Here is a 21,594-nt window from a genome sequence, read left to right on the forward strand (position 1 = left end):
CTAACAGGGGAAACTCTACCTTTGTCCGGTTAAGCATGAACCATTAAAAATTGACCATTACCATTATATTCTCCATCACAACAAGCAAAATTGCGAATAAACCAGATCAAATAAAACCTCCATATCCGGCGAAACTTGGCATAGTCCATGCCATAGTTTAATGTTTTTATTGTTGCCTGGTTGTTGTCAAAATTTTGTAACCAGTTAGTTAGTGTTTTAGAGTAATTAGAGCCATTGAGATACCATTTTTGAATTGTTTTGAGGTCTTGGTTATGGCTGGGAACTGCATCGTAATTCCAGTACCGACCGTGTGGAAAAATATATTTGTGGGTGTAAACGCTAGACATATTGTTAGGGATGCGGACTGTGATAATGTGAATTAAAACTTTGCCATCATCCTTCAGAAACGAAGCTAATTTTTTAAAGGCTCCCGTTAAGTTACCAACATGACAAAAAACACCAATCGAGAGGATTTTATCAAACTTTGTCTCGAAAGTTGCATTATTCAAATCACCTTCATATAGGGTAAAGCGATCTGAACTCAGATAACTCTCAGGATCTTGCATTTTGTGGCGGATATATTCACATTGCTCATGGCTCAAATTAAGACCCGTAAACTTGACATTGGGGAACTTAGAAAGAATATAATTAGGAACACATCCCCAGCCACACCCAAAGTCTAAGATATTGTCTCCGTCCTTGATGTCTAGCTTTTCAATCACATCATCAATCATGTGCATCTGGGATTGCTCAAGGTTTAATGCTCCTTTTTCCCACAATCCCATGCTGTACTTAGGATAAATAACTTTCCCGTCCCATAACATAGTATTCAGCATGGCTTGAGGCAAGTCGTACTGAATTTTCATTAGTTCCCGTGAGCCTTCGGCGAGATGATCAGTTTCTTTTAATACCCATTCATACGGTGCCAGGAGGGATGGGAAATACTGAAAGAAAATTGGCATACAGGTATCGAAAAACGATTCTAGGACTGAATCAGGAACTTCTAATCCGTTGATATAAGCCTCTGCCACTGCCATTTGGACTGTGTTAACTACCTCAACCACCCCACGAGTTGCTTGGTATGCTAATGGACTCTTGATATTTATATCTCCCACAATCGGGATATACTTTTCTATTTCTTGCAGCAGGGTACTAGCAGTCATAGTCTATACTCCTAACAAAGCATTAAAATAACCTACGGTACTATAAGGATTGGATTTTTTTAGTTTTTTAACACTAAAATGTAAGAAATATTAACATACATCTAGGAGTATTGTTGAAGACGTAGGTTGGGTGGAGCGGAGCGCAACCCAACATATATTCAGGATGTTGGGTTACGCAAAGCCTCCACCCAACCTACAATTTTTTTTGCAACATTTTAGCCGTAGACAGTCCACTACAAGACTACCGAGATTTTTTCAGAAATCAAATATGATTCCTAATATAAGGATTGGATTTTTTTAGTTTTTTAACACTAAAATGTAAGAAATATTAACATACATTTAGGAATATTGTTGAAGATACAACACGAGATTGAGCCGAGATATAATCCCGTTGGCGAAATATTTCTTAATGGTGGCAGATACACCCTAGCCGAGCAGTTGAACTCCCCTACACCTTTGGTTCATTGGGTTTCTGGAAAAAGAATGCCATGTTTGATATATCGTAGGCTATATGTCACACAGAAGCAGACATCAATATCAAACAAAAGATGCAAGGAACCCAACTTTCTTTTTTTCCTAATGAGGAAAATCACTCTACTACAAAGCAAAAAAAACCCAAATTAGGACGTTATGAACGTATCCAACGAGAACTAGATCAAAATGACTCCGATCCATACAAAATATTCATTGAAGTTGATTCTGTGCCAAATCCACCATCTAATTACACCTTTATCGATCTGTTTTGTGGAGCAGGGGGAATAACACAAGGACTAGTTCAAGCTGGATTTAAACCCTTAGCTAGTGTTGAAATCAACCCAATCGCTTCTGCTACCCATAAAAATAACTTTCCACAATGTCATCACTTTTGTGGAGATATCGAAGAGTTTGATTCCCATAATTGGCTACAACAAATTGGCTTACCTGAAATAAATCTTGTTATAGGCGGGCCGCCATGTCAGGGTTTCTCGGTAGCAGGAAAACGTGACCATAAAGACCCCCGCAATCGTTTATTTTATGAATTTGTACGTGTTGTCTCAGAAGTACGTCCTTGGTATGTTGTTATGGAAAATGTTCCAGGCATTCTGACTATACAAAACGGAGATGTAAAAAAAGCAATTATTGAAGCTTTTGAATTTATTGGTTATCCGAATATATCTGTTGCAATTCTGGAATCTGCTGCCTACGGAGTGCCACAAATTCGACCAAGAGCTATCTTTATAGCTAACAGATTTGGAATGCCAAATCCCTATCCCAAAGCTAAGTTGTTACCTGAAGAATACAAACCTATTGAATCAGCTATTTCCGATTTACCACCATATACCCCAATACCAGAGATAAACCATCAGTGGACTAAGCATTCACCTGAGTATATGGAGCGTATTGCTAAAGTACCTCCAGGTGGTTCTTTATATACAAAATATGTTGATGCTTTCAAACGACAATATCCTGAAAAACCAAGTATGACTGTTAAAGAGAATCACGGCGGTACTCATATTCATCCATATCTAAACCGTGTAATTTCAGCGCGTGAAATGGCAAGATTACAGACATTTCCAGATTCATTTATTTTTAAAGGTTCTATGAAAAAAGCTATGTGGCAAATTGGAAATGCTGTACCACCACGTCTAGCAGAGTGCATTGGCTACACGCTTATTCCTTATCTAACTGATATTGCTCTTAATACCAAAAGTAGAGTTAAAGTTACTCCGCTTGAGCAGACTGAACTAATTTTTGATTAAGAGCATTATGCCAAACCCACCTGTCCTCCAATTAGCCCCAGAAATCCTGTTCCAAAGTGCTGAATCTCCAAAAAGCTGGCTTGCTCTGGTGAGGTTTTGTAAATCCGAAATGTCTTCATAATTCCCAAAGTAGCAGCACTTTCAAGGGGTCTAACAAAGCTAATATCTCGATCGAGAAAATAAGTTTGATTAGCCCAATGAGCCATCTGATTTGCATTTAAAAAGTAGCAGCCTGCATGAGGGTTGAGGGCACGACAAAAGGTAATTGGTGTATTCAGAATTGTACCCTTGAGTTCCGGTTGCTCCTGCACATTTTGAAAGGGAGCAGTTACTCTTAAAGCCAAATCTCCATCAATGTAAGCTTTGTGAACCAAACCGTAGGGGGAGGCTTCATAACGATTTGGTTGGAGCAAGTTTAAGTCACCAGCTTGTTGGGTAAACCAGTTTAATTTTATAAAAAACCAAGGGTCATGAATAATGAGGTCATCCTCAAGAAAGCAGTAGTAATCATATTGACCGAGACAACTTTGCAGAACAGCTTGGCACTCAAACCCCAAAAGCAGAGGTTCTACATCAGTAGAATGATGTTTATATAAATGGGATGGGAAGGGAAGCTGATTCAGAAGATGATTATCTTGGGTTGTACAAATAACAATATCTAGTTCGTGAGACTGCGGCTGGTTAGCAGGGAAAGCTAGTCGTTGAGCAATGTTGATGATACTTTGAGATTTGCCAAATAATTGATGTAAGGCGGTAAGACTTTTAGTTAACGCCTCCAAGCGGGGTTGTGGGTCTTTGCGTTGGGAAGCATGACGACCCTCACTGCTAGGTTTGAAAAAATGGGCAATGGTAAAAATAATTCGCATTTTAAATACCGCTTTTATATTTCTCTATCATTAGTCATTTGTCCTTTTTTGGTTGTAACTAACGACTAACGACTAATGACCAATGACTAATGACCAATGACTAATGCAATACGCTTGGTGTTAGCGCCAAAAACCCTTCATCTACGTAGGTTGGGTGGAGGAACGAAACCCAACATTTTCGTGGGTTTGTTGGGTTTCACTACGTTCCACCCAACCTACAATTATCTAATGACCAATGACTAATGACTAATGTCATCTAATTTCTGCCAAATCCTTTAGAACTTGGGCGCTTTTTCAAGCTCTCAGAACTTTTACCAGCGAACATCCATTGCAAATGCTGTGGTAGAAGTTTTGCCAAATCATAACGCTTGATAATTGTCTCTCGCGCATTCGCCCGAATTGCGTTCATCTCTTGAGGATTATTCAGCGCCTCTTCAACCCTATTAGCAATATTCCGGGGAGAAAAGAAATCTACCAGCAGTCCATTCACTCCATCCTGTATGACCTCCAATACTGGCGGAGTTTTAGAAGCTACTAATAAACATCCTGCTGCCATTACTTCTAACATTGACCAGGATAAAACAAAAGGACGGGTTAAATAAATATGAGCAGAAGAAGCTTGCAAAACCTGAAGGTATTCATTGTAAGGTAGCCTATCTGTAAAGTGCAGTCTCGATAAATCTAAAGATAATTTTTCTAGCATTAATTGTTTATAAGTCTGACCATCGGGGAGATTTTTCCCATAAGCAACCCGATCTTCTCCCACAACTACTACATGGCACTGAGGTCTTCGCTGCTGAATTAGCGCCACTGTTTCCATAAACTGCGGAAAACCTCTATAAGGTTCCATCCCGCGTCCCACATAAGTTACCAACTCTTCCACATGGGAAAGGTCAAGATTTATTCTTGGTAAAACTAACTTTGCGCCTGCTTTGGGAGCAAAAAATTTGGTATCAATACCATCATGAAGTACAGTGATTTTGCTATGATATTCTTTAGGAAATTGCTGCCGTTGCCAATTCGTCGGAGAAAGACCGCGATCGCAACTATATAAATCAGTCAAAATCGGCGCATTTTTCACGCGGATGCGGCATTCATCATCAGCATTCAGTGGTTCACTGGGGTCAAAATCTGCATCGGAACCGTGAGCATGATAAAACCACTCGAAATAACACAATAATTCGGCTTTGGGAAAAATATCTTTCATAAATAAAGTCGGTCCCCAACCAGAATGACCATAAACTATATCTGGAACGAAACCCTCAGCTTTTAATTTTTCTGCGACGCGATAGACAGCCTGCGCGGTGAGAACAGCATTTTCTAGGTTGCGAACATAGTGGTGGGTTTGGGGAGCCGCTTCCCGAGAAGGAGTGTAAATAGCCTTATAAACGCCAGGTATTTCCCCTTCACGTCGATTTGTCCCAAAGACAACTTTGTAATTCTTATCTTTACCTAAAACTGTCGCTAGGTTGCGGAATTGCGAGGGAAAATTGGGGTGTAAAAATAAAATCTGCATCGGAATAATCTTGATTAACTTATTGCCAGATAAAATAAAACAGGAGTCAGAATACAGAATTCAGAATTCAGAATTCAGAATACAGAATACAGAATACAGAATTTAGAATTCAGAATTCTGAATACTCTACCCATAAAGGAATAGAGTTTTAAGGCGAGAATATTTTAATTTTTTTCGCCCACACAACGGCCACGCTCAGTGACCGCCAGGGGCGAGGTTTTAACCAATATTCATTACCCACTCGTACAGAATTCAATTCTGAATTCTGACTCCTGAGTTCTGAATTCTTCTTATAAATTAAGACAAGCTTCTTAAGATTATAAGATTATTTCCATGATTTTTTGCAAGTAAATTTAAGTGAATCGTTGCCGCGAAATGCGAAAATAATCGCAAATTCGTGTTATGACCATGAAATTTATTGGCATTGATTTAGGCTGGCGATCGCAACCAAGTGGACTATGCTGCTTAGAATGGATAGATGGACAACTGCAACTAGTTGATTTAGATCGCAAAGAAGCCATTGCAGACATTCTCACCTGGATCGATCTGAGGGTACAACCAGATGAACCAGCGATCATCGGCGTAGATGCACCTACCCTCATACCCAACGCTAGCGGGAGTCGCCTCGCCGACAAACTCAGCCACAAGTACTTTGGCAAATATCATGCGGGATGCTACCCAGCTAATAAAAACCTACCCTTCGCCGATCGCACCATCAACTTTGGCTTAGAATTAGAATCACGCGGTTTTGCACACGCACCCACCATCGAACCGCAAAAACTTGGAAGATATCAAATAGAAGTCTTTCCCCACCCAGCGATCGTTAACCTATTCAACTTAGAACGCATTCTCAAATACAAAAAAGGACGCCTGAATGAGCGCCGCCTAGAACTAATCAAACTCCAAAATTATCTTCTCGATCTCCTCCCCTCCTTCTCTCCTCCTCTGCGCCTCTCTTGCCTCTGCGGTTCGTTTCCTCTTGAAATCCCCACCACAGGCGCAGCCCTGAAAGCAACCGAAGATAAACTAGATAGCCTAATTTGTGCTTATGTTGCTGCTCATTGGTGGTATTGGGGAGAACAACGTAACCTCGTATTAGGCGATGTCTCCGACGGGCGTAGCTGCGGCACCACTGGCTACATTATTATTCCTCAAAGAATTTTACTCTCATAAGATTTAAGTCATCTTGACATCTTTCAACTTACTGATATCAGTATAGGACTTACCGGAATAACGAACCGCAGAGGCGCAGAGTACACCGAGAAATCAGAGTTTCAGAGATATTTTGCGTAAGTCCTACAGCAAATACTTCTGATACTTAAAGGCTGGGGCGATCGCTTTTCTTTTTCTTTGACCGTGCCAATTGTAGATTTTATCTAAATAACTATATAGCAATCCTGAATCAAACGCGCAGAAACAAGATCCCCGACTTCTTTGAGAAGTCGGGGATCTGCGGCTTGCAATTCTCACAAATCAAAGCAGACTGCTATAGATGATACTTATGGCATAAATCTCCTGATAGAGAGACGATCACAAGATGAAATTGTATTCTATTAACAATGTCATTTTGAGAAAATGCTTCTAATAAAAAGTGGTTTTCTATAAAGAATTGAAGTCAAGATAATTACTCAATATTATTACCAACAAAAACAGAATGGAGTAAACAAATGAGGTTTGTCGTAAGACGCCGCAGATTGGGTCAATTGATGGTCGTCAGCACAGTAGCAGCGACGATCGCTAATTTTGTAGGGAAAGCTGTAGCACAAACTCAAGTAAAAAAAACTACTCCAATGCTGACAACTTCGACATCTGAGACGATGAAGGTAACGCTGCAAGTGAACGGAACAGCACATAGTTTACAGATTGAACCGCGTGTTACGTTACTTGATGCACTTCGGGAATACATCGGGCTAATTGGTACTAAAAAAGGTTGCGATCACGGTCAATGCGGTGCTTGTACGGTGCTGGTTGATGGGCAACGGATTAATTCGTGCCTGACATTTGCAATTATGCACACCGACGCCGCGATCGCAACTATTGAAGGACTGGAGCAAGGAAACAATTTGCACCCGATGCAAGCCGCGTTTGTTGCCCACGATGCGTTTCAGTGCGGCTATTGCACACCGGGACAGATTTGTTCGGCAGTGGGTTTAGTCAACGAGGGACACGCTAAATCCGATGCCGACATTCGGGAACTGATGAGCGGCAATATCTGCCGTTGCGGTGCTTATCCAAATATCGTGGCTGCTGTCCGCGATGTCTTAGAGGGGAAAAAAGATGCAGCCGTTTAGCTATCAGAAAGCAGGACAAGCAGAGAATGCCGTGGCGTTGGTCGCCCCAGAGGTGCAAGCTGCTTACTTGGCAGGGGGTACAAGCTTAATTGATTTGATGAAGCTGAATGTACAGACCCCAAAAGAGTTGGTTGATATTAACCCACTACCGCTAACCAAGATAGAAATCCAAGGTAACGGTGTACGCATTGGAGCAATGGCACGTAATAGCGATGTTGCCTATGATGCGATAATTCGGGAACGTTACCCGGTGCTATCGGAGGCGTTGCTGTCTGGGGCATCACCGCAACTACGAAACATGGCGACAGTAGGCGGAAATTTGCTGCAACGTACCCGTTGTTACTACTTCCGTGACACAGCTTTTCCCTGTAATAAGCGCGTTCCCGGTTCAGGTTGTCCGGCAATTGAGGGTTATAACCGGATTCACGCGATTTTCGGCGGAAGCGATCGCTGTATTGCTACGCATCCCTCCGATATGGCTGTAGCAATGATCGCACTGGATGCAGTTGTGCAAACACGCGGGCCGAATGGAGAGCGCAGTATTCCCCTCGCCGATTTTCATCTTCTACCTGGGGATACACCCGAACGGGAGACAGTTTTACAACACGGAGAATTAATTGTTGCCGTTGATTTACCTGCTTCAAACTTTGCAAAGCGATCGCACTATTTAAAAGTCCGCGATCGCGCCTCCTATGCTTTTGCAATGACATCGGTTGCGGCGGCGCTGGATATTCAAAATGGGATTATTCGCTCGGCACGCATTGCCCTGGGTGGTGTGGGAACAAAGCCCTGGCGTGCCTTTGAAGCTGAAAAAGCACTTTTGAACAAACCTGCAAATCAGGCAACATTTCAAGCAGCAGCGTCAGTTGCGATCGCCGGAGCTAAACCTCAAAAATACAACGGCTTTAAAGTGGAACTGGCTAAACGCACAATTGTTAAAGCGCTGACAACCGTGGGAGGGATGGCATGAATACAAGCGATACAAATATAGTTGTCGGCAAACCGCTAAATCGAGTCGATGGACATCTCAAGGTAACGGGTGGCGCACGCTATTCGGCAGAGTTTCCGATAGCAAAAATGACTTATGGAGTCACGATTCAAAGCACGATCGCCAAAGGTAAAATCGCCCAAATCGATACAAAGGCGGCGGAACAAGTACCGGGTGTGATAGCAGTTATTACCCACCTGAACGCACCCAAGGCATCTGGCGAAAAGGGCAACGGTAATAAGCTGAATCTGCTGCAAGATAACGTTGTGCTTTATAGCGGTCAGCATATCGGTGTTGTGATTGCCGATACATTTGAACGAGCTATGTACGCTGCTTCTCTGGTGCAAGTTCGCTATGACGAAGAAAAACCAACCATTAATATGCGAGACAACCTCGCTAAGGCATACTTTCCTAAAGGTAAAATCCCGATAAATGAGCCGCCTGATTTAGCTCACGGCAATGTCAACCAGGGACTAGCGGCGGCTGCTGTCCGCGTCGAGCAAACCTATACTACACCGATCGAAAATCACAATCCAATGGAGCCTCATGCCACAACAGCAGTTTGGCAAGGCGATGAACTGCTGCTGTATGACGCAACTCAGGGAATCTTTTCGGCTCAACAAAAAGTTGCGGCGGTATTAGGAATTGAGCCAGAGAAAATCCGCATTATGTCTTACTTTGTGGGCGGTGGCTTCGGTTGCAAAGGGTCGGTTTGGTCGCATGTGCCTCTAGCGGCGATCGCAGCCCAACAAGTTAATCGCCCAGTGAAATTAGTTCTGGGACGCATACAGATGTATGGGCCTGTTGGCTTCCGACCAGAGACAATTCAACAAGTTTCTTTAGGTGCAACCCGCGAGGGCAAATTAACCGCTCTGCGACACGCTGGGACTTCCCAAACTTCAACTTTCGATGAATTTATCGAACCTGTTGGTAAAAGCGCCCGGATGCTCTACGCTTGCCCAAATATCGAAACCACCCACCGTCTGGTTAATCTCGATGAAGGAACACCAACCTATATGCGGGCACCAGGCGAAGCTTCTGGATCGTTCGCCTTAGAATCGGCAATGGACGAACTGGCTTATGCGCTGAATATCGATCCGGTGGAACTGCGTTTGCGTAACCATGCTGAAGTTGATCCTAGCAAAGGACTGCCCTGGTCGAGCAAGTCACTGAGAGAATGTTACAAATTAGGGGCAGAAAAGTTTGGCTGGCAAAAGCGCAATCCTCAGCCGCGTTCGATGCGAGACGGCAACTATTTGATCGGTTGGGGTATGGCAACAGCTACTTATCCTACCTATCGTTCCCCAGCAGCTGCGATCGCTCAAATTATGGCAGACGGTACAGCCGTAGTGCGGAGCGGTTCGCAAGATATTGGTACGGGTACTTATACTGTGATGACTCAAGTCGCAGCTGAAGCACTCGGTCTACCAGTTAACAAAGTCCGGTTTGAACTAGGCGATACTAAGATGCCACAAGCCCCCGTTTCCGGTGGTTCGCAAACCGCCGCTAGTGTGAGTTCGGCAGTGCATTTAGCCGGAAATCAAGCTCGCAGTCAGCTTTTGCAACTAGCACTCGCCGATCAAAAATCGCCGCTTTATAGTTCAAAAGCTGAAGATGTGATTGCCCAAGATGGCAGCTTTTTCTTAAAAAATAAATCGTCAGCAAGCGAAACTTATGAGGCAATCTTGGCACGGCATGGAATGAAAATGATCGAAGCGCGTGCAGATGCCAAGCCCGGAGAGGAACAAAAGAAGTTCTCAATGCACGCATTTGGAGCGCAGTTTGCCGAAGTCCGCGTTGAACCTGACTTGGGTGAAGTGCGAGTCACGCGCTGGGTGGGAACTTTTGGCGTCGGACGCGTACTCAATGCGAAAACAGCCAACAGTCAGCTGATCGGTGGGATTGTCTATGGAATTGGCATGGCGCTAATGGAACACACCCTAACAGACCCTTATCGGGGGCGCGTTGTCAATGCCGATTTAGGTGAGTATCACGTACCAGTAAATGCAGACGTTCCTGATATTCAAGTGCTGTTCGTTGATGAACACGATCCACATATTAACCCGCTTGGTGTGAAAGGAATCGGTGAAATTGGCATTACTGGAACCGCAGGGGCGATCGCTAACGCTGTGTATCATGCCACAGGTAAGCGCGTCCGTGATTTACCAATTACATTAGACAAACTGCTGTAGTCATTGGTCATTGGTCATTGGTCATTGGTCATTGGTCATGCTATATCTAGCTTCCCTCTCCTTTATAAGGAGAGGGATTGAGGGTGAGGTAAGCCAGCGACGTAAATTGTATGTTATTTAATTCTTATTCCTAACTGGCGATCGCAACTAGCTTTTTGCGGGAAGGACGCTTGCGATCTGATTTTTTCTTCAATCCCACAGCCTGAGCTTGATCGCTATCTGAACCATATTGCCCCCGCACGACTTCTTTCATCGCTAATACAGCATTATGAAATTCCCATTCTCCTAGTCGGGCAGCATCAGAAGCAGCACGGTATAAAGCTAGTTTCTCGGTTTCAGTTTGTTGAGAAATCAACATCGCCTGATAAACTTCGTGTAACTTTGCATCTGAAGCATCAGCACGACTCGTGTTGTAGGTACTGACGGTTTGCAAACCGTGGAATGAGCTAATATCTTGACTAATGGTTTGAGGGCGCAAACGGCGTGTTGTATCTTGGATACTCATAAATGTATCTACCAATATAGTATACATTTAATGTACCCATTGCAACTAAAAACATATCAGTAAGTTAAAGTTTTAAATCGGCAAGTTTAAACAAAAGGTAAGCATGGCGAATGCATCAGCTTGCATTGGCAATGCATCACCTTGCATTGCCAATGCATCAACTTGCATTAGCAATACATCAGCTTGCATTAAGAATGCATCAACTTGCATTAGCAATACATTAACTTGCATTAGGAATGCATCAATTTGCATTGGGAATGCATCAACTTGCATTCACAGTTGAAAACTCCTACTTTTATTGATAAAGCTTTAAATCAAGCAAGCTTAAGTAAGTTGGTGGGAATAAACCAAATTATGTTACGGAACGTAAATAGGCTTAAAACCCTTACCAATGACAAAGGACAAAGGACAAATGACAGCCCACGTCAGTTAACTTTAATTGCGCCCACCTACTTACACAAGACTTACGCAAACAATAGCCCAAACCCTGATTTGACGGTAGGGGCAATTCATGAATTGCCCCTACGCTGTGTAGTTTTGCGTAAGTCCTATTACAGCAGAAATCATGTATTTGAACCACATCTGTCGTAGAGGCACAGAAAAAGCTCATTGGTGTAAACTTAACGTGAAAGCCAGTCTATAAGCAGCTTTGAAGATTGTCTCGTTGTCTCGTGTCTCGTTAAGAGTCTCCGACTGGGAATGCCCCTCATTGAGGCTCCGCCTCTGTAACTCGCGGCAGAGCCACCAGGAACTGCATTTCCAGCCTCTTGCTGGAAACGAGATTTTAAAAGGGTTTTGCCTTAAGTTGACACTAATAAGCATTGCTGTGCCCCTACCGCATGGTCTATTTACCTGAAAATAGCTGTAAACAAAAGGTAAGCATTGTGAATGCATCTTGCGGAGTATATTTCAAAACACACCTTAGTTAGAGTCTCTGTGCCAGATTGTCGTGATACTATACGGCTCATTCCTGTTGTTACTTGTAGGAGACAATTATGGAGATTAGTAGACGCAGCTTGTTAAAAACTGCTTCTGCTTCGGGATTAGTAGCGGCAGGACTTGCAGTTTCGGAAGGATTTTTGCAGCCGTTATTAGCCCAAACAGAACCTGTTGATCAAAATACTCAACAGCTAGCCCAAAGTTCACCCACTGCAACCCGACGCGGCGAAATGTTGTATCGCCACCTCGGACGCACCAAAGAACAAGTATCTGTGATTGGCTTGGGGGGATATCACATTGGAAAAATTCAAGAGGAGCAAGAAAGTATCAAACTGATCCGCAGTGCGATTGATCGCGGTATCAACTTTATGGATAATTCTTGGGACTATCACGACGGACGTAGCCAGCGTTGGATGGGAAATGCTCTTAAAGATGGTTATCGTCAAAAGGTCTTCCTAATGACGAAAATCGACGGTCGCACCAAAGCCGCTGCCAAGATGCAGATTGATGAATCGCTCAAAGATTTGCAGGTCGATCACATTGATTTATTACAGCATCATGAAATACTGCGCTTTGAAGACCCCGATCGGGTATTTGCTCCTGGCGGCTCGATGGAGGCAGTAGTCGAAGCGCAGAAAGCGGGCAAAATTCGCTATATCGGTTTTACAGGACACAAGAATCCTCAGATTCACCTTCAGATGCTGGAAACTGCTACACAAAATGCTTTCCGCTTTGACACTGTGCAGATGCCCTTGAATGTGATGGATGCCCATTTTAGAAGTTTTGAACATCAGGTTTTACCTGTGCTAGTAAAAAACAACATTGGTGTACTGGCAATGAAAACTATTGGGGAGTCTTACATTCTTAGAAGCAATACAGTCAGTGCGATCGAGTGCCTGCACTACGCCATGAATTTGCCAACCTCAGTTGTAATTACGGGCATCGACAGCATGAGAATTTTAGACCAGGCGTTTGAAGCAGTTCGCACCTTTAAGCCAATGGATCAGGCACGAGTTACAGCACTGTTAGCGCGTACCCGTGAGGCAGCAGCTAAAGGGGAGTACGAACGATATAAGACTACAACCCAAAATGATAGTACAGCAATGAATCCAGCTTGGTTAGGGTAAATATTAATCCTATTCTTTAACTGTTTTTTTATGCAAACAGCGATATCTCTCGATTTGCTCAAGATTTAAATTCTTCAACGCCTGCTGCTGCAATAACTGGGCGATCGCGCTTGTTTTTCATTCTACGTTGCAAAAGATAGCTTTATCCAAGGAAAACATTGATTATGTCCAACTTCAAAATAGTTTCTACTGGTATAGTAGCGATCGCTTTATCTCTGGCGACTGGTTGCACACCAACTACTCCCCATGACCAGAATATATCTGAAGCTCCAGCTGCTGTGCCTGTGCAAACAACTGAGACTCCATCACCAACTGCGTCACCAACTACGTCAGGGCAAAATAGCCTCAGTTCTTCAGACAGACAGTTTATCAAAGAAGCGGCTCAAGGTGGTTTAGCAGAAGTCCAACTAGGACAACTAGCATCACAACGTGGAACTAGCAATGCGGTAAAACAGTTTGGAAAGCATATGGTTCAAGATCATACCCAAGTCAACAATCAACTCAAACAGTTAGCGACTCAAAAAGGTGTGACGCTGCCAACTAGTATCGGCAGGAAAAATCAGCAAGTGAAGCAACGCTTATCTAAACTTTCTGGTGCTAACTTTGATCGCCAATATCTGAATCAGATGCTTGAAGATCATGAAAAGGATATCTCCGCTTTTCAAAGTGAAGCTCAACAAGGACAAGATTCAGACGTGAAAGCATTTGCGGCTCAAACGCTACCAACCCTCCAAGAACACCTGCAACAAGTTCGTTCCATTATTAATCCTGGAAGTTCAACTAGTACCCCAAGTTCAACTAGCACCCCAAGTTCAACCAGTACCCCAAGTTCAACCAGTACCCCAAGTTCAACCAGTACCCCAAGTTCAACCAGTACCCCAAGTTCAACTAGTACCCCAAGTTCAACTAGCACCCCAAGTTCAACCAGTACCCCGTAAGGGACTTTCAAATAAAAAAATATTCCATTGCTCTTGAAGTTGGGGAAGCAGTGGGGCGTTAGCAATAGCGAGTAATCGAGCGTCCGTAAAAGCCTCGGCAGTATGCCTTGGGGGTTTCCCCTAGGAGCAACTGCCGTGGATGTGGAGAGGTTGGGAGAGAAGAATCTAATATTAGCCTTGTATGAAGGAATTATAGGACTAGTATAAGATTAGTGAAATACACGTAGTGGACATTAGACGTAGGTAGGTAGGTTGGGTGGAGCGGAGCGCAACCCAACTGATTATCAGGATGTTGGGTTACGCAAAGCCTCCACCCAACAAAGCAATTTTTTTTGCAACATTAAAAGCCATGACAGGCTACTACAAGACTACCGAGATTTTTTCAGAACTCAAATATGATTCCTATAGATAATTTATTTCTTCGAGTTGCCTAAATAGGGCTTGCTGAAAAAGTGTAGCGTTTTTAATTGCAGAAAAACGCATTGGCATTGTCAGCCAACGCATTGGCATTGTCAGTCAACGCATTGGCATTGTCAGCCGACGCATTGGCATTGTCAGTCAACGCATTGGCATTGTCAGCCAACGCATTGGCATTGTCAGCCAACGCATTGGCATTGTCAGTCAACGCATTGGCATTGCAGGGTATTACCAAATTTAATTTGTAGCAAATTTTCTGCGTGCCTCTGCGCTTGACTCTGCGGATTGCGCCGCGCCTATGCATTTAAATTTCAACCCTCAATTCGCCACGATATTTACGCAAAGCTCTACTAAGTCCAAAATTTGATCATTAAAGAACCACAATGTCTGAATTATTGAAAGGAAAATTTTCTCGTCGTCAGATTCTAACTACTGCTGGGTTAGGAGCCATTTCAACCACCGCAATTGGTAGTATAGGCGAAGAGGTTGCAGCCCAACAACCAACTCAGCAAGCCACCCCACGCGGAGGTTCCTTGCCGCCTCAGATTAAGTTTCCGCCCATCTCGGCATCAACCGAAGTTGAGACAGGAGGGCCAGCAACTGCATTACCCCCAGAGCAACGCTTGGGGTTTGCGATCGTCGGACTTGGTAGACTGGCATTAGAAGAAATTATGCCTGCATTTGCAGAATCTAAACTAGCAAAGCCAACTGCATTAGTTAGTGGCGATGCTGCCAAAGCCAATCAAATTGCACAGCAGTATGGCATCAAACCGCAGAATGTTTACAACTATCAAAATTACGACAATCTTCGCAACAATCCAGACGTTGATGTGATTTATATCGTACTGCCTAACAGTATGCACCGAGAATATACGGTGCGTGGTGCGAAAGCAGGTAAACATATTCTGTGTGAGAAGCCGATGGCAACCACAGTGGAAGATTGTCAGCAGATGATCGACGCGTGCAAACAAGCTGATCGCAAGCTGATGATTGCTTATCGCTGCCAATATGAGCCGCACCATCGCGCCATGATTCAGATGATCCGCAGCAAAGAATTGGGAACCATCAAGGTGATTCAGGCAGACAACGGCCAAAACCAGGGGGGTGACTTAAACCAGTGGCGATTGAAACGTGCCTTAGCTGGAGGTGGCTGTTTACCCGATGTGGGAATTTATTGCTTGAATGCAACTCGCTATTTGACAGGAGAGGAACCGATCGCAATTAGCGCCCAAACCTTCAGCACCCCTGGCGATCCGCGCTTCAAAGAAGTAGAAGAAAGTGCCACCTTCCAGCTGCGGTTTCCTAGTGGGATAGTAGCGATTTGCTCCACCAGTTACGGCTTTCACGAAGCGCGTCGGTTTCGCGTCTTCGGTTCTGATGCTTGGGGACAACTCGATCCGGCGTTCTCTTACAACGGTTTGCGGATGATGATTTCACGTAAATCACCAACAAATAGCATGGCAGAAAACGTCAGCGAAATTCGCATGGGCGAGAAGAACCAGTTCGCCTTAGAAATTGATCACATGGCGGATTGTGTGATTCAGAATAAACAACCTCATACCCCTGGTGAAGAAGGTTTACAAGACCAAAAACTGATAGCGTTGATTTACGAGGCCGCACAAACAGGCAAGACGATCGCTCTACCTCGGATGTCAGGATTAGATGTTACTCGTGGCCCGGCTCCTAGAATGCTGAAGTAAATAGGTGGATAGCGCAGTCATGACAAACTCTGCTTGGAGTCCGCTCCGTAACTCTTTGTTTCGCGATCGCTGGATTGCCTCAATTGTCTCCAACATTGGGGGTTGGATGGAGGACACGGCGGGAGCTTGGCTAATGACTTCTCTCACCACCTCTCCTCTGTTGGTGGCACTCATGCAAACAGCAGCAACTTTGCCGATGCTGCTGTTAGGACTACCAGCCGGAGCAACGGCAGATATTTTTGATCGCCGTCGGTTACTGCTGTTTTGGCAAGCTTGGATGTTGGTTGCTGGACTGATCTTGAGTGGATTGGTTTTTGCAGGTACAATTACACCGTGGTCACTGCTAGGGCTGACGTTTTTGCTCAACTTAGGAGCGGCAATGAATGGCCCAGCTTGGCAAGCGATTGTACCAGAACTCGTACCGCGATCGCAACTCATGGCTGCCATTGCTTTAAATAGTGCTGGGTTTAATATTGCCCGAGCCGTTGGCCCGGCGATCGCTGGCTTGATTTTGGTAGCAACAAATGCGGGAGTTGTGTTTTTAATTGATGCCCTCTCCTTTGTTGCGGTAATTATCGTTCTCTACCGTTGGCAGCGCAAACCGTTTTATGAAAGCGCCCTACCCGCAGAGCGAGTATTAGGTTCTATGCGGGCTGGTATTCGCTATCTCCGCTTTTCTCCCGCTCTGCAAGCCGTGTTAATTCGAGCAGCTGTTTTAACTAGTTGCACGAGTGCTTTGTTAGCGTTGCTGCCTTTGGTAGCACAGCAGGATTTGCAACAGGGAGCAGGTGGGTATGGTTTACTACTCAGTAGCTTTGGATTTGGGGCGATTGTCGGGGCGATTTTGATGCCACGAGTGCGGCAACATCTTACAGCTGATGGAGTTGTGATTGCATCAACTTTTGTGTTTGCGATCGCGACATTAATTCTGGCATTGATTGACAATATACCTTTGGTGTTGCTGGCTTTAGTGGCGGCTGGGATTGCCTGGACAAGCATGACATCCAGTTTGAATATCACAGTGCAGCTTGTTGTTCCGGCTTGGGTGCAGGCGCGGGCGCTGGGAATTTATCAAATGGTATTTCAAGGAGGTTCAGCAATTGGTAGTATTGTTTGGGGTGCAGCAGCAGAACATTGGGGAACGCCGAGTGCCTTATTTGTTGCTGCAATTGGCTTAGTGGGGGGAACATTGACGGCGCGGCGTTATCGTTTGCTGTCAGGAAAACTTGACTTAGCTTCAGCATTATGGCGAGCCGAACCTCTGGTAGTAATTGAATTGCAACCAGAACAAGGCCCAGTTTTAGTCACAATTGAATATTGTATTGACCCAGATCAAACAGAGGAATTCATTGCGGCAATTAATGCCCTGCGCGTGGTGCGGTTACGAGATGGTGCAATTCGCTGGGGCATCTTTCATGATACAGGTCAGCCAAATCGCTACTTAGAGACATTTATCGTCGAGTCTTGGGTGGATCATTTGCGTCAATATGAACGGTTTACAGTGGCAGATCGAGAGATTCGTGAAAAGGTTTTTGCCTTTCATCAAGGCGATGAACCCCCAGTTATTTCTCACATGATTTACGCTCACTAATCTCAAGAAGCACGAACTTAGAAAAGACTTCTGATGAAATGCGATCGCTCTTCCCTTGCTTAATATCAGTAGACCGAAAAGTTGTGCGATGCCTACAGCGAGCTACGCCTACGCCAAAAAATAATAGTTGACAATAGCGTTTTGAGAAAATGGATAAAAGCTCATATATAGCCTTTCCTAAGCAACTGAGGTACACCTCAATCTTTTCTAGAAAACTAAGCAGATTTAAAAACGTACCTCACCAAGTCGGGAACCGCTATAGACCTTTGCTATGCAGCCAATTGATAAATAGATCAGCGATCGCTAAGTTACCGTGTTCCAGCATTTGCATATGACCATGGCCAGGAAGTCCAACTTCAGGAAGCCAAACAAAATCACCCCGGAAGTATTTTGCAGTTTCTGCATCTACCTCACGAGAATGGCGCGGGTCTTGGTCGCCTGTGATCACTAAGATGGGAATATCAAATAGTACCTGAGGGTGGGAAATATAAAGCCCTTGTCCTTCAACATTTCTGCGCTCGTTACTAATTCGCGCACTCTCAGGGACTAAACTACAAAAGTAATTCTCAAATACTTCTTGCGGAAAATTATCTGAGTTAGTGAAGTATTTTTTAGTTTCTTCACGCGACTGAATACGTGGACGGTCTTCGAGAAAAGCCTCATGAGAGTCTTTTGCGATCGCTGGTAATAGATTGGCTGGTGGCCCTGGTGCAATGCCTACAATAGCTTTAACAAGTTTGGGATGGGTTTGTGCTATCTGCCAACCAACGACACCAGACATACTGTGGGTAAGAATCACAGCCGGGCCAATTTGTTCGAGTAGCGCCACAGTAGCATCAATTACCCGTTGATATGGCATCGTGGGAAAATCTGGGACACAGCCTGATCGACCATGCCCTGGCCAGTCAACAATGTAGGTTTCCCAGCCTTGTTCTGTCAGATATACTGCCCAACCTTGGCGATTATCGGGTGTTTTGACAAAGCAACTACCTGTATGAAAACCGCCGTGTAAAAGTACAATAGGAACTGAATTTCGGTCTTTCCTTGGCCGGTAACATTGAACGAACATTTGGTACGGAATATCACCAACCAGGAATTCTGTTTCAGTGTATGAATTCATTTGAAGAAAAGACTTAAATTTTTACGGCAATGTTAATCAACGATGCTTATCAATATAGCGCTTCTCATTTGTATACAATACACTTTGACCTCTCTCCTAAGACGAGAGAGGCTTTGAGGCTTACTCCTCAACGCTACAAGGGTTGGGGCTGTTCTTGTTAGGTCTGTATTTCATGCAATTGAGAACCGCTATAGATGGTAAGGAGCAGGGTCTTTCATTTCCTGCGGCACAAAAGATAACATAAAATTCTGTAATCTTGCGGCTGGTTGAGAGTATTCACAGTCAGTTACGGAAAATCAGTATTCCGTGCTAACTCTAATGATAGATAAATGGCTCAAGTTGACAACTATCCTGTGGGGCATGATTTCAGGGATATTTTCCCTTATCTTGAGTAGTACAACACCGCGCTCGCTGTCAGTCGAATGCATAGACTGTAATCGTTAACGGGCGGCAAATCGAAGGAGTGTTTGACACTAGCAGCGACGCACAACGGCACAGTCTGGGACTGCTGCTCAAGCTGACAAACTGCTAGAAACCGAAAAATAAGCAATCAAATGAACGAATTACAAGCAATTTTAGAAGGCTTCGAGTCAAGTCAAAAAAGTGGTGAAATCACTTTCCTGGCCACTGTAGTCAAAACCGAAGGTTCAACCTATCGCCGACCGGGTGCCAAAATGTTGATCGCAAATACAGGTCGGATGATTGGAACAATCAGCGCTGGTTGCTTGGAGAATGACGTATTTGAGCATACTCAACAACGAATGTCAGACGGTGAAGCAATTGTTGTTACTTACGATCACACCGCATCTGAAGATATTCTTTGGGGCTTTGGTCTAGGGTGCAATGGGATAGTGCAAGTTCTCGTCGAACGTCTTGAGAGAGAAAGTACACCGAATGCGATCGCATTTATCCAGGAGTGCTTTAATAAAAAACATTTGGGTATTATTGCCACAGTCTTTGCCTTTGAAGGCGCAGTCAATGTCAAACTTGGGTCGCGCTTACTGCTGCATCCAAATGGTAAAATTATTACTGACATCAAAGATCCAAATTTAATTCCATCTGTGATTGCAGATGCTCAAGCAGCCTTTGCTAATCAAAAGTCAAGGGTAAATAACTATCAGTTACCTTTAGGCAGTGCAGAAGTTTTCATCGAAGTCATCCAACCACCCACGCCTCTAGTAATATTTGGTGCAGGTTATGACGCTGTACCCGTAGCACAGTTTGCTCAAGCATTAGGTTGGGACGTTACTGTAGTCGATTGTCGAGCTAATGAGGCAACTCAAGAGCGATTTCCTGCTTCTTGCGATATCATTCTGAGTCGGCGAGAAATTGTACATCAACAGGTATTTATAGATGACTACACAGTTGCTGTAGTCATGACGCATAATTACCTTGACGACCTGGAAATTTTGAAAATGTTGCTGCCATCTCCGGCACGCTACATCGGGGTTTTAGGCCCAAAGCTGCGTACTGAAAGATTGCTTGAAGATTTACATTCGCAAGGAATGGTTTATAATACTGAACAATTAAAAAGATTGCATGGCCCGATTGGGATTGACATTGGAGCAGATACACCTGAAGGAATAGCGATCGCGATTATTGCTGAAATTCAAGCAGTGTTAACAAACCGCAGTGGTAATTTTTTAAGAAATCGCAATCAACCAATTCACCAATGCTATGAAAGCAGCTTAAACTTGCTACTTACCACATAGTTTTATCTGTTATGGTATTTAACAGTGAGCAAATAGACAATCAAAAATCAACCATAGCAATTATGATTCTTGCTGCGGGTGCATCGACTCGTATGGGTACACCAAAACAACTATTGCTTTACCAAGGACGTAGTTTTTTGCAGTATATTACAGAAATAGCGATCGCTTCAGTTTGTCAACCTGTGGTAGTAGTACTTGGAGCAAATGCAGAACAGATTCATCCCCAAATTAAGCAACTTCCCGTTATAGTAGTTCAGAGTTTGGATTGGGCTTGTGGAATGAGTGCTTCAATCAAGAGCGGTATTGAATTATTAAATAATCTTCCTGAACAAATAGAAGCAGTAGTTATTACACTTTGCGACCAGCCATTTGTTTCTCACCAAATTATTAATCAACTTGTGGATGCCTATTATTCGGCAAAAAAACCGATCATTGCTTGTGAATATGCGAATACATTAGGTGTACCCGCTCTATTTAGTCAGAGATATTTTTCAGAACTTGCGGCTTTGAAAGAAACTTCAGGAGCAAAAAAAGTTATTAATAATAATCTGAATGAAGTGTTTTCCATTTCGTTTCCACTAGGGAATATCGATATTGATACACCAAAGGATTACGAACAATTGCTATCAATTACCAGAGCGGCTTCTGAAGTATAGTAAGCACTATAGCGCTTCTGGGTTGAGTTTAATACAGACCTAACCCCCAGCCCCTTCCCTACAAGGGAAGGGGAGTAAGATTCAAAGCCTCTCTCCTTTTAGGAGAGAGGTTTGGAGAGAGGTCAAAGTGTATT

At 43.9% G+C, this 21,594-nt stretch carries 19 protein-coding genes; 13 read left to right on the plus strand and 6 right to left on the minus strand.

Translation table 11 applies throughout. From position 1 onward, the window contains the following. Positions 1–29 precede the first annotated feature (29 nt). The gene (locus V7K27_RS00650; RefSeq protein ID WP_334943327.1) at positions 30–1,163 is read right to left on the minus strand and encodes an SAM-dependent methyltransferase; all 1,134 of its coding nucleotides are present in this window, start codon (positions 1,161–1,163) and stop codon (positions 30–32) included. Between the two features lie 548 nt (positions 1,164–1,711). On the opposite strand from V7K27_RS00650, the gene V7K27_RS00655 reads away from it, so the two are divergent. Further along, positions 1,712–2,902, plus strand: coding sequence for a DNA cytosine methyltransferase (locus V7K27_RS00655; RefSeq protein WP_334943329.1), 1,191 nt, complete (start codon positions 1,712–1,714; stop codon positions 2,900–2,902). Between the two features lie 5 nt (positions 2,903–2,907). Here V7K27_RS00655 and V7K27_RS00660 read toward each other — a convergent pair whose 3' ends face one another. Further along, positions 2,908–3,768, minus strand: coding sequence for a calcium-binding protein (locus V7K27_RS00660; RefSeq protein WP_334943331.1), 861 nt, complete (start codon positions 3,766–3,768; stop codon positions 2,908–2,910). A gap of 96 nt (positions 3,769–3,864) precedes the next feature. Between V7K27_RS00660 and V7K27_RS00665 the strand changes: the two genes are divergently transcribed. Next, a complete protein-coding gene (locus tag V7K27_RS00665) occupies positions 3,865–4,011 on the plus strand; it encodes a hypothetical protein (protein ID WP_334943333.1) in 147 nt (48 codons plus the stop codon). A 13-nt stretch (positions 4,012–4,024) separates the two neighbouring features. Here the strand turns inward: V7K27_RS00665 and V7K27_RS00670 are convergent, their stop codons facing one another. Beyond that, positions 4,025–5,284, minus strand: coding sequence for a glycosyltransferase family 4 protein (locus tag V7K27_RS00670; RefSeq protein ID WP_334943335.1), 1,260 nt, complete (start codon positions 5,282–5,284; stop codon positions 4,025–4,027). 408 nt (positions 5,285–5,692) lie between these two features. On the opposite strand from V7K27_RS00670, the gene V7K27_RS00675 reads away from it, so the two are divergent. The 4 genes from V7K27_RS00675 to V7K27_RS00690 all read left to right on the plus strand — a co-directional run bounded on the left by V7K27_RS00675 (position 5,693) and on the right by V7K27_RS00690 (position 10,755). Further along, positions 5,693–6,457 (plus strand): DUF429 domain-containing protein, encoded by a 765-nt coding sequence (locus V7K27_RS00675; RefSeq protein ID WP_334943464.1) that lies wholly within the window; start codon positions 5,693–5,695, stop codon positions 6,455–6,457. Between the two features lie 494 nt (positions 6,458–6,951). Continuing rightward, complete coding sequence (locus V7K27_RS00680) at positions 6,952–7,575, plus strand: (2Fe-2S)-binding protein (RefSeq protein ID WP_334943337.1); 624 nt, start codon at positions 6,952–6,954, stop codon at positions 7,573–7,575. Continuing rightward, positions 7,562–8,545, plus strand: a complete 984-nt coding sequence (locus V7K27_RS00685) for an FAD binding domain-containing protein (protein WP_334943339.1) — start codon at positions 7,562–7,564, stop codon at positions 8,543–8,545. Before V7K27_RS00680 ends, V7K27_RS00685 begins: the two co-directional genes overlap by 14 nt. Next, a complete protein-coding gene (locus V7K27_RS00690) occupies positions 8,542–10,755 on the plus strand; it encodes a xanthine dehydrogenase family protein molybdopterin-binding subunit (protein WP_334943341.1) in 2,214 nt (737 codons plus the stop codon). The genes V7K27_RS00685 and V7K27_RS00690 overlap by 4 nt, the downstream gene beginning before the upstream one ends. Positions 10,756–10,885: 130 nt before the next feature. Here the strand turns inward: V7K27_RS00690 and V7K27_RS00695 are convergent, their stop codons facing one another. Both V7K27_RS00695 and V7K27_RS00700 read right to left on the minus strand, forming a co-directional pair. Then, complete coding sequence (locus tag V7K27_RS00695; RefSeq protein ID WP_334943466.1) at positions 10,886–11,260, minus strand: hypothetical protein; 375 nt, start codon at positions 11,258–11,260, stop codon at positions 10,886–10,888. Positions 11,261–11,332: 72 nt separating this feature from the next. Further along, positions 11,333–11,533 (minus strand): hypothetical protein, encoded by a 201-nt coding sequence (locus V7K27_RS00700; RefSeq protein ID WP_334943343.1) that lies wholly within the window; start codon positions 11,531–11,533, stop codon positions 11,333–11,335. A 722-nt stretch (positions 11,534–12,255) separates the two neighbouring features. Between V7K27_RS00700 and V7K27_RS00705 the strand changes: the two genes are divergently transcribed. The 5 genes from V7K27_RS00705 to V7K27_RS00725 all read left to right on the plus strand — a co-directional run bounded on the left by V7K27_RS00705 (position 12,256) and on the right by V7K27_RS00725 (position 17,972). Continuing rightward, positions 12,256–13,326, plus strand: coding sequence for an aldo/keto reductase (locus V7K27_RS00705; protein ID WP_334943344.1), 1,071 nt, complete (start codon positions 12,256–12,258; stop codon positions 13,324–13,326). 164 nt (positions 13,327–13,490) lie between these two features. Further along, entirely contained in the window at positions 13,491–14,264 is a 774-nt protein-coding gene (locus tag V7K27_RS00710) for a DUF4142 domain-containing protein (RefSeq protein ID WP_334943346.1), read from the plus strand. 467 nt (positions 14,265–14,731) lie between these two features. Then, complete coding sequence (locus V7K27_RS00715; RefSeq protein ID WP_334943348.1) at positions 14,732–14,929, plus strand: hypothetical protein; 198 nt, start codon at positions 14,732–14,734, stop codon at positions 14,927–14,929. Positions 14,930–15,064: 135 nt separating this feature from the next. Then, positions 15,065–16,381 carry a Gfo/Idh/MocA family protein gene (locus V7K27_RS00720; RefSeq protein ID WP_334943350.1) on the plus strand — a complete coding sequence of 439 codons (1,317 nt, stop codon included), beginning with the start codon at positions 15,065–15,067 and terminating at the stop codon, positions 16,379–16,381. A gap of 19 nt (positions 16,382–16,400) precedes the next feature. Then, positions 16,401–17,972, plus strand: a complete 1,572-nt coding sequence (locus tag V7K27_RS00725) for an MFS transporter (protein ID WP_334943352.1) — start codon at positions 16,401–16,403, stop codon at positions 17,970–17,972. A gap of 256 nt (positions 17,973–18,228) precedes the next feature. On the opposite strand, the gene V7K27_RS00730 is transcribed toward V7K27_RS00725, so the two are convergent. Continuing rightward, positions 18,229–19,092, minus strand: a complete 864-nt coding sequence (locus V7K27_RS00730; protein WP_334943354.1) for an alpha/beta fold hydrolase — start codon at positions 19,090–19,092, stop codon at positions 18,229–18,231. A gap of 554 nt (positions 19,093–19,646) precedes the next feature. On the opposite strand from V7K27_RS00730, the gene V7K27_RS00735 reads away from it, so the two are divergent. Continuing rightward, positions 19,647–20,804 carry an XdhC family protein gene (locus V7K27_RS00735; protein ID WP_334943356.1) on the plus strand — a complete coding sequence of 386 codons (1,158 nt, stop codon included), beginning with the start codon at positions 19,647–19,649 and terminating at the stop codon, positions 20,802–20,804. Between the two features lie 11 nt (positions 20,805–20,815). Then, positions 20,816–21,460 carry a nucleotidyltransferase family protein gene (locus V7K27_RS00740; RefSeq protein ID WP_334943358.1) on the plus strand — a complete coding sequence of 215 codons (645 nt, stop codon included), beginning with the start codon at positions 20,816–20,818 and terminating at the stop codon, positions 21,458–21,460. Positions 21,461–21,594: the final 134 nt, after the last annotated feature.

The organism is Nostoc sp., assembly GCF_036919575.1.
GTDB lineage: Bacteria > Cyanobacteriota > Cyanobacteriia > Cyanobacteriales > Nostocaceae > Nostoc.

Bases quoted from the DNA above. Each gene is read 5' to 3' on its own strand.
- V7K27_RS00670 (WP_334943335.1), bottom strand. From the start codon at position 5,284: ATGCAGATTTTATTTTTACACCCCAATTTTCCCTCGCAATTCCGCAAC.
- V7K27_RS00655 (WP_334943329.1), top strand. From the start codon at position 1,712: ATGCAAGGAACCCAACTTTCTTTTTTTCCTAATGAGGAAAATCACTCT.
- V7K27_RS00690 (WP_334943341.1), top strand. From the start codon at position 8,542: ATGAATACAAGCGATACAAATATAGTTGTCGGCAAACCGCTAAATCGA.
- V7K27_RS00650 (WP_334943327.1), bottom strand. From the start codon at position 1,163: ATGACTGCTAGTACCCTGCTGCAAGAAATAGAAAAGTATATCCCGATT.
- V7K27_RS00685 (WP_334943339.1), top strand. From the start codon at position 7,562: ATGCAGCCGTTTAGCTATCAGAAAGCAGGACAAGCAGAGAATGCCGTG.
- V7K27_RS00700 (WP_334943343.1), bottom strand. From the start codon at position 11,533: ATGCAAGTTGATGCATTCCCAATGCAAATTGATGCATTCCTAATGCAA.
- V7K27_RS00720 (WP_334943350.1), top strand. From the start codon at position 15,065: ATGTCTGAATTATTGAAAGGAAAATTTTCTCGTCGTCAGATTCTAACT.
- V7K27_RS00695 (WP_334943466.1), bottom strand. From the start codon at position 11,260: ATGAGTATCCAAGATACAACACGCCGTTTGCGCCCTCAAACCATTAGT.
- V7K27_RS00675 (WP_334943464.1), top strand. From the start codon at position 5,693: ATGAAATTTATTGGCATTGATTTAGGCTGGCGATCGCAACCAAGTGGA.
- V7K27_RS00740 (WP_334943358.1), top strand. From the start codon at position 20,816: ATGGTATTTAACAGTGAGCAAATAGACAATCAAAAATCAACCATAGCA.
- V7K27_RS00660 (WP_334943331.1), bottom strand. From the start codon at position 3,768: ATGCGAATTATTTTTACCATTGCCCATTTTTTCAAACCTAGCAGTGAG.
- V7K27_RS00665 (WP_334943333.1), top strand. From the start codon at position 3,865: ATGACTAATGCAATACGCTTGGTGTTAGCGCCAAAAACCCTTCATCTA.
- V7K27_RS00705 (WP_334943344.1), top strand. From the start codon at position 12,256: ATGGAGATTAGTAGACGCAGCTTGTTAAAAACTGCTTCTGCTTCGGGA.
- V7K27_RS00730 (WP_334943354.1), bottom strand. From the start codon at position 19,092: ATGAATTCATACACTGAAACAGAATTCCTGGTTGGTGATATTCCGTAC.
- V7K27_RS00710 (WP_334943346.1), top strand. From the start codon at position 13,491: ATGTCCAACTTCAAAATAGTTTCTACTGGTATAGTAGCGATCGCTTTA.
- V7K27_RS00725 (WP_334943352.1), top strand. From the start codon at position 16,401: ATGACAAACTCTGCTTGGAGTCCGCTCCGTAACTCTTTGTTTCGCGAT.
- V7K27_RS00735 (WP_334943356.1), top strand. From the start codon at position 19,647: ATGAACGAATTACAAGCAATTTTAGAAGGCTTCGAGTCAAGTCAAAAA.
- V7K27_RS00680 (WP_334943337.1), top strand. From the start codon at position 6,952: ATGAGGTTTGTCGTAAGACGCCGCAGATTGGGTCAATTGATGGTCGTC.